General features: G+C 69.9%; 11 protein-coding genes. 6 read left to right on the top strand and 5 right to left on the bottom strand.

Annotation, left to right across the window (positions count from 1 at the left end):
- Positions 1 to 57: 57 nt before the first annotated feature.
- Positions 58 to 888 carry an EamA family transporter gene (locus HPO96_RS15195; protein WP_202885970.1) on the top strand — a complete coding sequence of 277 codons (831 nt, stop codon included), beginning with the start codon at positions 58 to 60 and terminating at the stop codon, positions 886 to 888.
- 45 nt (positions 889 to 933) lie between these two features.
- Here the strand turns inward: HPO96_RS15195 and HPO96_RS15190 are convergent, their stop codons facing one another.
- Complete coding sequence (locus HPO96_RS15190; RefSeq protein WP_171674091.1) at positions 934 to 2,361, bottom strand: S8 family serine peptidase; 1,428 nt, start codon at positions 2,359 to 2,361, stop codon at positions 934 to 936.
- A gap of 255 nt (positions 2,362 to 2,616) precedes the next feature.
- Here HPO96_RS15190 and HPO96_RS15185 point away from each other — a divergent pair, with 255 nt between their 5' ends.
- The 4 genes from HPO96_RS15185 to HPO96_RS15170 all read left to right on the top strand — a co-directional run bounded on the left by HPO96_RS15185 (position 2,617) and on the right by HPO96_RS15170 (position 6,514).
- A complete protein-coding gene (locus tag HPO96_RS15185; protein WP_171674090.1) occupies positions 2,617 to 3,330 on the top strand; it encodes a GntR family transcriptional regulator in 714 nt (237 codons plus the stop codon).
- Complete coding sequence (locus HPO96_RS15180) at positions 3,327 to 4,643, top strand: MFS transporter (protein WP_171674089.1); 1,317 nt, start codon at positions 3,327 to 3,329, stop codon at positions 4,641 to 4,643. Before HPO96_RS15185 ends, HPO96_RS15180 begins: the two co-directional genes overlap by 4 nt.
- 84 nt (positions 4,644 to 4,727) lie before the next feature.
- Positions 4,728 to 5,717, top strand: a complete 990-nt coding sequence (locus tag HPO96_RS15175) for an ATP-binding cassette domain-containing protein (protein WP_171674088.1) — start codon at positions 4,728 to 4,730, stop codon at positions 5,715 to 5,717.
- On the top strand, positions 5,714 to 6,514 hold the full coding sequence (locus HPO96_RS15170; RefSeq protein WP_171674087.1) for an ABC transporter permease: 801 nt from the start codon (positions 5,714 to 5,716) through the stop codon (positions 6,512 to 6,514). Before HPO96_RS15175 ends, HPO96_RS15170 begins: the two co-directional genes overlap by 4 nt.
- 3 nt (positions 6,515 to 6,517) lie before the next feature.
- On the opposite strand, the gene HPO96_RS15165 is transcribed toward HPO96_RS15170, so the two are convergent.
- Positions 6,518 to 7,861, bottom strand: coding sequence for a serine hydrolase (locus HPO96_RS15165; protein WP_171674086.1), 1,344 nt, complete (start codon positions 7,859 to 7,861; stop codon positions 6,518 to 6,520).
- Positions 7,862 to 7,946: 85 nt separating this feature from the next.
- Between HPO96_RS15165 and HPO96_RS15160 the strand changes: the two genes are divergently transcribed.
- Entirely contained in the window at positions 7,947 to 11,174 is a 3,228-nt protein-coding gene (locus HPO96_RS15160; protein WP_171674085.1) for a BTAD domain-containing putative transcriptional regulator, read from the top strand.
- Here the strand turns inward: HPO96_RS15160 and HPO96_RS15155 are convergent.
- From HPO96_RS15155 to paaK, 3 genes are all read right to left on the bottom strand, one after another.
- Positions 11,164 to 11,790, bottom strand: coding sequence for a TetR/AcrR family transcriptional regulator (locus HPO96_RS15155; RefSeq protein ID WP_171674084.1), 627 nt, complete (start codon positions 11,788 to 11,790; stop codon positions 11,164 to 11,166). The two genes, HPO96_RS15160 and HPO96_RS15155, sit on opposite strands and share 11 nt — an antisense overlap.
- Before the next feature lie 50 nt (positions 11,791 to 11,840).
- Entirely contained in the window at positions 11,841 to 12,368 is a 528-nt protein-coding gene (locus HPO96_RS15150) for a DinB family protein (protein ID WP_171674083.1), read from the bottom strand.
- A 144-nt stretch (positions 12,369 to 12,512) separates the two neighbouring features.
- Positions 12,513 to 13,811 (bottom strand): phenylacetate--CoA ligase PaaK, encoded by a 1,299-nt coding sequence (gene paaK / locus HPO96_RS15145; protein ID WP_171674082.1) that lies wholly within the window; start codon positions 13,809 to 13,811, stop codon positions 12,513 to 12,515.
- Positions 13,812 to 13,855 lie beyond the last annotated feature (44 nt).

Below are 13,855 nucleotides of genomic sequence, written 5' to 3'. Positions count from 1 at the left end.
CACCCGCTGCACCTAGAAGGTCCGGACCAAAGCACCTCCTCGTGAGAGGGTGGGGTGGTGCTGGTTCTGGTGGTGGTTCTGGCGGCGGCGGTGCTGCATGCGACGTGGAATGCGATGGCGCATGGGGCGGTGGATCGGGCGGCCGGGCTGGCGTTGCTCGAGGTGTCGGCGTTCGTGATCGGGTTGGCGATGGTCCTGGTGCAGGGGCTGCCGCCGGCTGGGACGTGGGGTTTCATCATCGCGTCCGCGATCCTGCACCTGGCGTACCTCGGTGGGCTGCTGTGGTCGTACGAGTTGGGGCAGTTCAGCCAGATGTATCCGCTGGCCCGCGGGACGTCGCCGTGGGTGGTCGCGCTGGTGTCGATCCTGCTGTTGGGGCAGCGCTTGGCGATCGCCGAGCTGGCGGGGATTCTGCTGATCTCGGCCGGTCTGATCGCGCTGGTCTTCATCGGCAGGCCGGGGCGGCGGCAGGTTCCGGCGCTGGCCGCGGCGACTGGTACCGGTCTGATGATCGCGGCGTACACGGTCGTCGACGGACTCGCGGTGCACCGGATGCCGGTGCTGACCTACATGGGCTGGGTGTTCATGCTGCAGGGCTTCGTGCTGCCACTGGCTGTCGTTGCTTGGCGCGGGCCCGCCGTACTGCGGCTGCCGAAGAAGGCTGTGCTGACCGGGCTGGGCGGCGGCGTGGTGTCGATGGTCGCCTACGGGCTGGTGCTGTGGGCGCAGACGCGCGGCACACTCGCGGCCGTGGCGGCGCTGCGGGAGACCAGCATCATCTTCGGCGCGGTCATCGGCGCCGTCTTCTTCGGTGAGCGGTTCGGCCCGCGACGCGCGATCGCGGCGGCCGTGGTGGTCGCCGGGATCGTGCTGATCAGCGCCGGGTAAGTGGAGTGGGGGCCTCGGGCGGGAGACCCCCACTCGGTCAGGGGATCACCAACCGCGCTTGACGGCGTCCAGCGCGTCGGCGATGCCTTCGCCGAAGAACGCGTTGTTCTTCGTGGTGCCGGTGCAGCGCGCATCCGGCGTGGTCGGGCAGGCGGTGTCGGTGGCCTGCTTGCGCAGCGCGGCCTCCAGTTGCGGCGGGCCCCAGCTCGGGTGCGCCGACTTCATCAGCGCGGCGACACCGGCGACGTGCGGCGACGCCATCGACGTCCCGTTGAAGGACGCGTAGCCGTTGTTCGGGATGGTGGACAGGATGTTGCTGCCCGGGGCGGCGACGTCGATCTTGTTCAGGCCGAAGTTCGAGAAGCCGCTCTTGACGCCGGCCTGTGTGGTGCTGGCGACGGTGACCACGTGCGGGAGCTCGGTCGGCATGTTCAGGCAGTTGTTGTTGATCTGCCGCGACACCGGGGTGGAGTCGTTCGGGCTGCCGTTGTCGACGGTCTTGTTGGCCAGGTCGTAGTTCGAGTTGCCGGCGGCCGCGACCGCGAGCACGCCTCGCTTGGTGGAGTAGGCGACCGCACGGCTGACGGCCTCCTGGACGGCGCCCTGGTCACCGCCGTCCTTGCACCAGTACTCGAACGGGTCGATGAAGTAGCTGTGGTTCGTGACGTCCATGTGCCGCTCGGCCGACCAGATGAACCCGCAGATCGCGTACTCCGGGTAGATGAAGCCGTCGGAGTTTACCACCTTGACCGAGGCGATCCGGACGTTCGGCGCGACGCCGACGATACCGACGCCGTTCCGCGCGGCGGCCACGGTGCCGGCCACGTGCGTGCCGTGGGCGCCGGTCGCGCGCCAGGCGCCGACCGTGCGGTCGGCGACGCCGTTCTTGATACAGCTGACCGAGTTCTTGGCGTCGAAGTTCGGCGCGAGGTCAGGGTGCGCGTCGTCCACACCGCTGTCGTTGATCCCGACCAGCACCCGGCGGGAGCCCTCGGAGATCTTGTGCGCCTGGTCGGCCTTGATCTGGCCCAGATCCCACTGCTGACCCTCCAGCGGGTCCGGAGCCGGGGCGTCCGCGCTGTCGGCGGCCATGCTCTTGGACGCCGGCGCGGTCGCAGGACCCTCGGAGACCGGCGCCGTACGGGTGGCGCCGACCGACTGGACCTCACGGCCGTACTTCCCGGAGCGGACGGCGGCCTTGAAATCGGGGTTGGTCGACTGGGCGACCACAACGCCGATCTGCGCGTAGCCGACCAGGACGGTACCGCCGGCGGCCTCGACGGCCTTCTCGACCTTGCGCACGTGACCGGGCGATGCCTTGGTGTTGACCACGTAGTTCATCAGCGGACCGGGCTCGGCCTGGCTCGCGGCCGGTACGGCGTACGCGGCGCCGGCGGCGCTGATCGCGGTCAGCGCGAGCGCGGCGCTGGCCAGACCGGCGGTCAGCCGGCGGGGACGGGACGGACGGGACACACTGCCTCCAGAAGGGCGGGGCCGGACGGGACGGGCCCGGCTCTTTGCCGAGACTCTAGAGGCGGACGGCCGGACGGCGCAGAAGTTGTCCACAAGACAGGGGAAACCCTGCGGTTGTCACTACTCAGGGTTGATCGATTCACGCTCAGTTACCCACATCATGTGCACAGACCTGTGGATAACTCGTGGAGAACCTGGGGACAGCCGGTGGATTTCCTGTGGGTGTAAGATAGATACAACAGAGATACTAGTCGTATGGGTGAGGTAGTGAGCTTCGAACTGGGGGAAGAGACCGCGGAGATCGCCCGCGTGGTGGTCGAGGCGGCGCCAGGGGTCGAGAAGATCCCGGCCGCCGAGCGGGTGTACGCGTACGTGAAGGCCGCGATTCTGGACCGGACCTACCCGGGCGGTGAGCTGCTCACCGAGGGCGAGCTGGCCGCCGCGGTCGGGGTGTCCCGGACGCCGGTGCGGGAGGCGCTGCTCCGGCTGGAGGAGTCCGGCCTGGTCAAGCTGTACCCGAAGAAGGGCGCGCTGGTGCTGCCGGTGCTGCCACAAGAGATTGACGACGTGCTGGAGGCGCGCGAGCTGATCGAGGTGCACGCGGCCGCCAAGGTCTGGCCGCGCCGCAAGCGGCTGATCGAGGAGCTCGGGCAGCGCGTCGACGAGATGCGCGCGCACCGCAAGGCCGGTGACGCCAAGCTGTTCCTGGAGGCGGACCGCGCCTTCCACGAGGCGATCGTGGGCGCCGCCGGCAACCAGATCCTCGCCAAGCTCTACAACAGCCTCCGTGACCGGCAGGTCCGGATGGGCGTGCCCGGTATCGAGGTCCAGCCGGCGCGGATGGACAAGTCGATCACCGCGCACCAGGAGATGATCGACGCCCTCGGCGGGAACAGCGTCAAGCGCTTCCGTGAGCTGGTCGTCGCCCACATCGATTCCGCCGCGGCGGACCTGCGGGGCACTCGGTGACCGAACTCCTCTTCCCCCTGGGCGGACGGCGTGCCTGGGCGGTGTGGACCGCTGCTGTCTTCACCTACCTGGTGACCGTGTTGCACCGCGGCTCGATGAGCGTTGCGGGGCTGCAGGCCGCCGAGCGCTTCCACATCTCCGCATCGGCCCTCGCCAGCTTCACCGTCGTCCAGCTGACCGTGTACGCCGCCATGCAGGTGCCCGTCGGCGTGCTGCTCGATCGGTACGGCTCGAAGCGGCTGCTGATCGCGGCGTCCGGTCTGCTGTTCGTCGCGCAGTCCGCGTTCAGTCTGGTCGACTCGTACCCGGCTGCGCTCGCTGCGCGCGCCGTACTGGGTGTGGGTGACGCACTGGTCTTCATCAGCGTGCTGCGAGTCGTCATGTCCTGGTTCCCGGCGCTGCGGCAGCCGGTGATGTCACAGGCGACCGGAATGCTCGGTGGTCTCGGCGCGATCATGTCGACCGTGCCGATGGCTGCGGCCTTCCATGCCTTCGGCTGGACGCCGACGTTCATCGGCGCCAGTGTGCTCAGCCTCATCGCGTTGCTGACCGTGCTGTTCCTGATCAAGGACACGCCGTACGACGAGCCACTCAAGCGGGCCAAGCAGCCGCTGAGCGAGGTTCGGCGGAACCTGCGGCGTGCATGGCGGGAGCCGGGTACGCGGCTCGGGCTGTGGACACACTTCACCACCAGCTTCTCCGGCAGCACGTTCGGGCTGCTCTGGGGCTTCCCGTTCCTGGTGCAGGGCCAGGGGCTGCCGCCGGCGACCGCTGCGGCGATGCTGGTCGTGCCGGTGCTCGCGGGCCTCTGCTACGGCCCGCTGGTCGGCCGGTACGCGGCGAAGTTCCCGTTCTACCGGTCGTGGATCGTGCTGGCTGTCATCGCCGGTTCCGTGCTGATGTGGACCGTCGTCCTGCTCTGGCCGGGCCAGGCGCCGCTGCCGGTGCTCCTCCTGCTGATCGTCGTCCAGGCTGCCGGTGGGCCGGGCTCGATGCTCGGGCTGGACTACGCGCGGACGTTCAACCCGGCCACCCGGTTCGGCGCGGCCAACGGCATGGTCAACACCGGCGGCTTCATCGCCACCCTGATCTGCATCGGTATGGTCGGCATCCTGCTGGACGTCTCGTCCGGTGGCGCTCCGCAGACGATCGGTGACTTCAAGTACGCGCTGGCCTTCCAGTACGTGCTGTGGGCGATCGGCATCCGCCAGATCCTCAAGTACCGCCGCCGGGCGCGTGGCCACCTGGCCCGCTACAACCCGGAGGCCTACCAGGCCCTGCTGGCCAACAAGGTCGTCCCGCTCAAGGGCTGAGGCCAGAGGCCTGCCAGCGCCGTGCCAGGCCGGTGCCAGCGTCTCGATGGAGTCTCCTCTCAGTAACCCAACTGGGAGGAATTGATGACCACATCGCATCAGGTCGCCATCGAGGCGGTCGGCTTGGTCAAGAAGTACGGCGCCACGACCGCGCTGGCCGGGGTCGACCTGACGGTCCCCACCGGGACGGTGCTCGGCGTCCTCGGCCCGAACGGCGCCGGGAAGACGACGGCGGTCCGGATCCTCGGCACGCTGCTGCAGCCGGACGCCGGGCACGCGACGGTCGGCGGGTACGACGTCGTCCGGGAGGCCGGCAAGGTCCGCGAGATCATCGGGCTGACCGGGCAGTACGCCTCGGTCGACGAGGACATGTCCGGACGCCGGAATCTGGCGATGATCGGCCGCCTGCTCGGGTACTCCCGATCGCAGGCCAAGGAGCGCGCCGACGAGTTGCTGGAGCGGTTCGAGCTGGTGGACGCCGGGGACCGGATCGCCAAGACGTACTCCGGCGGTATGCGCCGACGGCTCGACCTGGCGGCCAGCCTGGTCGGTCACCCGAGCATCCTCTATCTGGACGAACCGACCACCGGTCTCGACCCGCACGCCCGCAACGGCGTCTGGGAGACCGTCCGCGACCTCGTCCTGGACGGGACGACCGTCCTGCTGACCACGCAGTACCTGGAAGAGGCCGACGCGCTGGCCGACTCGCTGATGGTGTTCGACAAGGGCCGCGTGGTCGCGTCCGGCCGCCCCGCCGAGCTGAAGGCCCAGGCCGGTAAGCAATCGCTCGACGTCCGCCCGGCCGAGCCCGCGCATCTGGAGCGGGTCGCCGCGATCGTGACCGAGGCGGTCGGCGCCCGGCCGAGTGTCGACGTGGTCAACACCCTCGTCAGCGTCCCGGTCAGCGACGGTACGTCGATGCCCGTCGTCGTCCGCCGCCTCGACGAGGCCGGAATCGCCGTCACCGAACTGTCCCTGCGGCTGCCCAGCCTGGACGAGGTCTTCCTCGCGCTGACCGGGCACGCCGCCGAAGAGCGTCCCGCGGACGCCGTACTGGAAGGAGCCGGCCGATGAGCACGGCCGTCATCGAAAGGCCGAAGACGCGGCCGTTCGCGTGGGTTCAGCAGAGCCTGACACTTGCCTGGCGCAACATCGTCCGGATCCGGCAGAACCCGGAAGCGCTGGCCGACGTCACGTTCCAGCCGATCATCTTTCTGGCGCTGTTCCTGTTCGTCTTCGGCGGCGCGATCTCGCAGGGCGCCGGTTGGCGCGGCTATCTGCCGGTGCTGCTGCCCGGACTGCTCGTGCAGACCGTCGTGTTCGCGACGATGGGCACCGGCGTCGGGCTGAACGACGATTTCGCCAAGGGCGTCTTCGACCGGTTCCGCAGTCTGCCGATCGCCCGGATCTCGCCGCTGATCGGGGCCGTGCTCGGCGATGCCGTCCGGTACTCGCTGTCGATCATCGTGCTGATGGCGAGCGGGTTCGTGCTCGGTTTCCGGTTCCAGAACGGTATCGGCAACGGTTTGCTGGGGATGCTGATCGTGCTGCTGTTCGCGCTGTCGATGTGCTGGATCTGGGTCTGGCTCGGGTTGAAGCTGAAGACCGCGCAGGGCGTCCAGGGCATTGCGTTCCTGGTGATGTTCCCGCTGACCTTCGGCAGCAACATCTTCGTCCCGGCCGACACCCTGCCCGGTTTCCTGCAGGCGTTCGTCAAGATCAGCCCGATCACCTACCTGGTCGACACCGAACGAGCCTTGATGGGCGGCGGGGCGCTGCAGAAGCCGCTGCTGATCACGCTGGCCTGGATGGTCGGTCTGGTCGCGATCTTCGCGCCGCTCGCCATCCGCGCCTACCGCCGCCGCACCTGAGAATCAGATCTCCGCGAACGCCAACGGCTCCCGGGTGCACAGGTATGTTGCCCAGTGCAACTTCACCGGGACGCCGGCGGCGTCGCGGGTGATCGTCAGCAGCTCGCCGACCTCGCGGCCGGAGACGCCGCGATAGGTATCGGTCGAGATCTGCTCGAAGACGGCGGGCGCCTGGTGCTCGGCGGCCGCCGGTGACTTGGCCTGCAGCTTCCCGCCCTGGACCGAGAAGACGAACGGCGACCCTTCGGAGAACCAGGTCCCGAGGACGCCGGTGAGCTCCGCGGGCACCGACGTGCCGGGCGTCCACGGCTCGATCGGCAGCGGGTCGTTCTCCAGGGCGGCGATCAACAGGTCGGTCGCGAGCAGCGCCGGCGCGGGGGCCGACGTGGAGCTCTGCAGCGCGATCCCCGCCGTCCCGGACTCGCGGTGCACGAACGTCGAGGTGATGTGGCCGGGCATCCCGCCGTCGTGGCCGACGAAGACCCGGTCACCGCGGCGGAACAGCATGAAACCGAGGCCGAACGCGAGCTGCCAGCGCGCGGTGTCGGCCATGATCTGCACCTGGCACATCTCCTCCAGGGTGTCCTTCGCGAGGATCTCGTCGATCGGGTTCGCCACGAACATGGCCCACTTGGCCAGGTCCTCGGCGGTGCTGGCCAGGCCGCCGCAGGCGTCCATCGCCTTGATGTCGAGCAGCGGCTCGCGGACCGGGACGTCGGAGAACGGCGGCACGTAGTACCCGGTCGCGGCCGGACCGCCGTCCATGCCGACCGTGGTCCGGCGCATCTCCAGCGGGTCGAGGATGCGGGCCTTGATCGCGTCGTACCAGGACTTGTCGTCGAGCCGGGCGACGATCTCGCCGAGCAACGAGAAGACCAGGTTCGAGTAGTGGAAGCGGTGATGCGGTTTGCCGACCCGCTCGGCCTCGTTCCAGCCGGCGACCAGCTCGGCGCGGTCCGGGAACTTCATCAGATCCCACACGTCGCCGACCGGCTCGCGCTGCATCCCGCTCGCGTGGCTGAGCATCTGGCGCACGGTCACCCCGGCGTGCTTGCTCTCCGGGACGAACTTCTCGACGGTGTCGTCCAGGCTGAGCTTGCCCTCGTCGCGCAGCGCCATGATCGCGACGGCCGTCAGCGTCTTGCTCTGCGAGGCGATCAGGAACTGCGAATCGGCGGTCGGCGGCGCTCCCGGGGTCTCCAGATCGGCCACGCCCGCGCCCGACGACCAGGCCAGTTTCCCGGCCCGGGCCACGGCGCCCACCACGCCGGGCACCCGGCCCTTGGCCTGCCGTTCGGCGACGAGTCGGGTCAGGGCGGTCTGCGTCTGCGCATCGATATCGGTCACGTCGTCCGACAATAGGTGAAGCGGATGACAAAAGGCAGAGGCCTTCAGGCACCGGCGTATGCGAGGCTGGGGTGTGCGCATAGCGGTGCTCGGACCTCTCGCGATGTGGGCGGCCGACGGGTCTCCGCTCGACATCCGCGGCGCGCGCCTGCGCGGGTTGCTGACCCGGCTGGCGCTCAGCGCCGGGCGGCCGGTGAGCGTCGAGGCCCTGGTCGACGGGTTGTGGGGGAGCGAGGCGCCGAGCGCGAACGCGTTGCAGTCGCTGGTCTCGCGGCTGCGGTCGAGTCTGCCGGCGACGGAGTCGAGTGTCTCGGTGCAGTCCGGTCCGGCTGGTTACACGCTGACGATCGCGCCGGACTGCGTCGACGTCCTGCAGTTCGAGGATCTGGTCCGCCGCGGCCGCGCGGTGCTGGCGAGTGATCCGGAGCAGGCGCACACGCTGCTCACCCAGGCCGATCGGCTCTGGCGCGGCGAGGCGCTCGTCGACCTGCGTGACCTGCCCTTCGCGGCCGTCGAGGCGGACCGGCTCGCCGAGCTTCGGCTCGGTGCCGTCGAGGATCTCGCCGAGGCCGCGATCAGCTGCGGCCGGTCGCGTGAGCTCAGCACCGATCTCGACCAGTTGGCGCTCGCGCACCCGCTGCGCGAGCGGCTGCACGAGCTGCTGATCCGGGCCCTGTACGCCGATGGTCGCCAGGCCGAGGCGCTGGCGGCGTACGAGCGGGTGCGGACGACGCTCGCCGACGAGCTCGGCGCGGATCCGGGGGCGCGCCTGCGCGAGGTGCACCTCGCCGTGCTGCGCGGCGCGGCGGTCGACCCGGCCCCGGCCGCGCCCGCCGCGCAGCGGCCCGAGCCGCGCAGCAACCTGCGCGCGCCGCTGACCAGCTTCGTCGGCCGCCGGGACGACGTGGCCGAGTTGAGCCGGCTGCTCAGCAACGGGACGCGGCTCGTCACGATGGTCGGGCCGGGTGGCGCCGGCAAGACGCGCCTCGCGACGGAGACTGGCCGGACGCTCGTCGAGCAAAGCGGCGACGGCATCTGGCTGGTCGAGCTCGCGCCGCTCGGTGACGCGGCCGACGTCGCTCCTGCCGTACTGTCGGCGCTCGGGGCATCCGAGTTCGTCGACGCGACGCCGCCGTCCGTCGTGCTGCCGAAGCAGGTGCGGGCGAGCCGGGCCGCGACTGCTCGGCTGGTCGAGGTGATTGCGGATCGGCGGATCCTGCTGGTGCTCGACAACTGTGAGCATCTGGTTCAGGAGGTTGCCGGGCTGGTCGATTCGCTGCTCGCGGCCTGCCCGCGGTTGCGGATCTTGACGACGAGTCGGGAGCCGTTGAGCATCCCGGGCGAGTACCTGCACCCGGTCGGGTCGCTGGGCCTGCCGCCGGAGGATGCGGCGAGCGACGAGTACCCGGCGCTGCAGCTGTTCGTCGACCGGGCGCGCGCCGTCCGCCCGGACTTCGCGCTGACCGCCGCGAACCGCTCGGCTGTCGCCGAGATCTGCCGGCGGCTCGACGGCATGCCGTTGGCGATCGAGCTGGCCGCGGCCCGGCTGCGTGCGCTCACGCCGCTGCAGATCGTGGACCGCCTGACGGACCGCTTTCGCCTGCTGACCAGCGGATCGCGGACGGCGTTGCCACGGCATCAGACGCTGCGCGCCGTCGTCGAGTGGAGCTGGGATCTGCTCGACGCCGATGAGCAGGCGGTCGCGCGGCGGCTCGCGCTGTTCTCCGGCGGCGCGACGCTGGAGGCGGCCGAGCAGGTCTGCAGTGACGACGAGCTGCCGGCGGACGCCGTCCTCGGCGTACTTGCGTCTCTTGTCGACAAATCGCTTGTCGAGGCGGTCGCCGGGGAGCGCTCGGTCCGCTACCGGATGCTGGAGACGGTCCGTGCGTACGGCGTCGAGCAACTTGAGGCCGCGGGGGAGCGCGAGCGGTTCCGGCAGCAGCACACCGACTACTTCAGCCGGTTGTTGCGCCAGGCGTCGCCGCGGTTGCGGACGGGCGCGCAGGTCGAATGGATCGCACGGCTCAAGGCCGATCACGACAACCTCACCGACGCGCTGCGCAGTGCGGTCGACACCGGCTCGGCGCGCGTCGCGGTGCAGATGGTGTCGGTGCTCGCCGAGTTCTGGAACATGAGCGGTCGGCCGACGGAGGCGGTCGGCTGGATGCGCGCGGCGCTCGCCGTCCCCGGGCCAAGTGTGCCGGTCGAGCGCGCGATCACTCTGATGATGCTTGCCTTCGGCACCATGTCGCTCGAGGACGACCAGGCGGCGACGGTACCGAAGGCGATGCGCTGTCTGGCGGAGGTCCGCCGGCTGGCGCGGCAACACGACCAGGTGCTGAACACCGCCGTCGGCCGGTTCACGAACGCGATGTGGGCGGCGCTACGGCGGGACACGGCGACGTCGTTCAGAGAGCTGGAGCTCGCGCGCGAGCTGCCGGATCCGTGGACGCGGCACCTGGCCGCGCTGCTGCTCGGGATGTACCACGACAACGAGGGCAACGCGGAGCAGATGGCAGCCGACCTGGAGGTCGCCATCGCCGGGTTCCGCGGCCTCGGCGATCGGTGGGGGTTGTCGCTCGCGCTGCAGGGGCTGGCCAGCTATCAGGCGGTCGCCGGTGATCACGTCGCCGCGCTGGCCTCGCTGCAGGAGTCGATGGGCCTGTCCGAGGAGCTCGGCAGCAGCGAAGGGGTCGGGCGGGTGCTCGGCGCCGCGGCGATCAGCCGGACGGAGCTGGGCGATCTGGACGGCGCTCGTGCCGACCAGCAGCTCGCGTTGCGGATGGCCCAGGAGAACGGCTCCCGCGAAGGTGAGGCGATGGCGCTGTTCGGGCTGTCCCGGATCGAGGTGCGCGCCGGCCTGCTCGACGAGGCGAAGGAGCTGGTCGCGCGGTCCGAGGCGTTGCTCGGCCCGAACGGCCCGGGGATCGCGCCGCAGGCGGCGGCGATGATGCATGCTCAGGTCGCGCGGATCGCCGTCCGGCAAGGGGATCTGGCGGCCGCGCTGATCGCGAGCCGGCGTGCGGTGGAGGTCGTGCTGACGAGCTCGGACATGCCGGTCACCTCGCTGGTGGTCGAGACGATCGCCGAGGTCGAGCTGGTCGCGGGCGACCCGGAGCGGGCCGCGCGGACCCTCGGTCTGGCGGCCGCGTTACGCGGTATGCGGACCGTTCCGGACGCCGACGTCCGCGCCGTCACCGAGCAGCTGCGGGCGGCGCTGGGCGCGGAGGCGTTCGAGACGGCGTACGGCGCCGGCGCGACTCTCGGCCGCGACGACGCCCTCGCCGAACTGGGCAAGCGGTTCAGCTCGTGATGAGCTGAACCGCCAGCTCCCGCAGGGATTTCTGCACTTTTTGCTCCGGTGGGCGCGGCTCGGTCAGCATCCAGTCGTGGACGACCGCGTTGACCGCGCCGAAGAAGCTCAGGCCGACGAACCGGAAGTCGCGCGCGGCGATCTCGCCCCGCGCGGCCGCGGTGTCGCCGAGGTCGCGGACGAACCCGATCAGCAGATCGCGGAAAGCGATCCGCTGCTCCTCGACGGCCGGGCTCGTGCCGACCACTTCGACGAACGAGATCCGGGCCCGGCGCAGGTCGGCCATGATCGAGCGCAGGTAGCTGTCGACAGCCGCCGTCACCCGTTCGCGGACGGGCTCGCCGACACTGTCCCGGATCGCGTCACCCGTGTTTCGCACGGTCAACTCGATCACCTCGGCGTGCACCGCGAGCAGCACGGCTTCCTTGTTCTGGAACTCGTGGTAGAAGTGCCGAGTCGACACTTTCGCCTGTGTGCACAGGCGTTCCACCGATGTCGCCGGGTACCCTTCGGTCCCGAACAGCTCCAGCGCGGCAGCCAGCAGCCGCTCGCGGCGCGCAGCCTTCCACTCCTCGACCGACCGCCCGGAATAACGGCGTACGGAGGGTTCCCTCATCACACCTCTTGTCGCTACCCCGTGTCAGATCCCGGACATCTTATCCACGATCACTCCAGCCGCGTGTACCCCGTCCGGCCGTCGATGAGTTCGCGGATGATGTCGAGGTGACCGACGTGCCGCGCGGTCTCCTCGATCAGGTGACAGAGCACGTACCGCAGCGACGCGGCCTCGCCGCGAATCGCGTAGGTGCCGCGCTCGAGGGTGTCCAGCGACAGGTCGGCGATCGCCGCGTTCGAGCGCGCGCACTCGGCGTCGTACTCGTCGAGCAACTGCCCGATCGGGACGTCGTCCACGAGCATCTCGGCGTCCGGATGCCCGCCTTCGGTCCACGGCGTCTGCCCGGTGTCGGGCACCCCGAGCACATTCAGCTGGAACCAGCTGTACTCGTTCCACCGCAGGTGGGCCACGATCCCGGCCGGCGTCATCAACGGCGACGTCGGCACTACCTTTCGGTGCGCGTCCGCCTCGGACAATCCCGCACACTTCATCCGCACGAACGACCGCTGGTGATCCAGCCACCCGACCAGCTGCTCGCGCTCCGGCGCGGTCAGCGGCGGACGTGAAACTTCACTCATCTCTCAGCTCCACTACTAGGAGCCACCCGCCTCAACCGCGGACACGGCGGACAGGCAGCACGACATTTCCACCCAACACCGTGCTCACCTCCTTCCGCTCACCCCCACCGTTCCACACCCCCAACCTCCCCCGCAAACACTTATCTACTTCGGGCGGTTGTCTTTGAGGCGTTTGGCTTTGCCGAGGGAGCGTTCGAGGGCGTGGGGTGGGAGGAGTTCTACGGTGGCGGTGATGCCGATACGGGATTTGATGCGGTGGGCGAGTTCGCGGGCGGCGTCGGGGTGGTGGGACGGGGCGGCTTCTACTCGGACGGTGAGTTCGTCGAGGTTGTGCGGGCGGGTGAGGACGCATTGGTAGTGCGGGGTGAGGCCTTCGACCAGGAGGATCTGCTCTTCGATCTGGGTGGGGAAGACGTTGACGCCGCGGATGATCATCATGTCGTCGGTGCGGCCGGTGATCTTCTGCATGCGGCGCAGGCCGGGGCGGGCGGTGCCGGGGAGCAGGCGGGTGAGGTCCCGGGTGCGGTAGCGGAGGACGGGGAAGGCCTGTTTGGTGAGGGTGGTGAAGACGAGCTCGCCTTCGGCGCCGTCGGGGAGGACCTCGCCGGTGACCGGGTCGATGATCTCCGGGTAGAAGTGGTCCTCCCAGATGTGCAGGCCGTCCTTGGTCTCGACGCACTCCTGGGCGACGCCGGGGCCCATCACCTCGGACAGGCCGTAGATGTCGACGGCGTGGATGCCGGTCCGCTGCTCGACCTCGGCGCGCATCTGCTCGGTCCACGGCTCGGCGCCGAAGATGCCGATCCGGAGCGCGGTGTCGCGCGGATCGAGCCCGCGGGCCTCCAGCTCGTCGACGATCGAGAGGAAGTACGACGGCGTCACCATGATGATCCGCGCCCCGAAGTCCCGGATCAGGTCGACCTGCCGCTCGGTCATCCCGCCCGACACCGGTACGACGGTGCACCCGAGCCGCTCGGCGCCGTAATGTGCCCCGAGCCCGCCGGTGAACAACCCGTACCCGTAGGAGACGTGACAGACGTCCCCGGCCCGCCCACCGGCCGCGCGGATCGAGCGCGCCATCAGGTCGGCCCAGGTGTCCAGGTCCTGCTGGGTGTACCCGACGACAGTCGGCTGCCCGGTTGTCCCCGACGACGCGTGCACGCGGGCGACCGACGTCCGCGGCACGGCGAACATGCCGAACGGATAGTTGTCCCGCAGATCCTGTTTCGTGGTGAACGGCAACCGGCTCAGATCCGACAGCTCACGCAGGTCGCCCGGCGCGAAGCCGACCCCGTCCAGCGCCGCGCGGTAGTGCGGCACGTTCTCGTACGCCGCGCGCACGGTCGACTGCAGCAACGCCAACTGCCGCGCCCGCAACTCGTCGACGGACAGCCGCTCCCCGGCGTCCCGCAACTCCTCCGGACAAGCATCACCAAACACCACGAGGAACCTCCACAGAGGGGGTCTGGGGGCCCCGCGTCTACTGC

The organism is Kribbella sandramycini (assembly GCF_013131805.1).
In the GTDB taxonomy this organism is placed as follows: Bacteria; Actinomycetota; Actinomycetes; order Propionibacteriales; family Kribbellaceae; genus Kribbella; species Kribbella sandramycini.
Note: the sequence above shows the minus strand (reverse complement) of the source record. Positions and strands in the feature narration are given on the sequence as shown.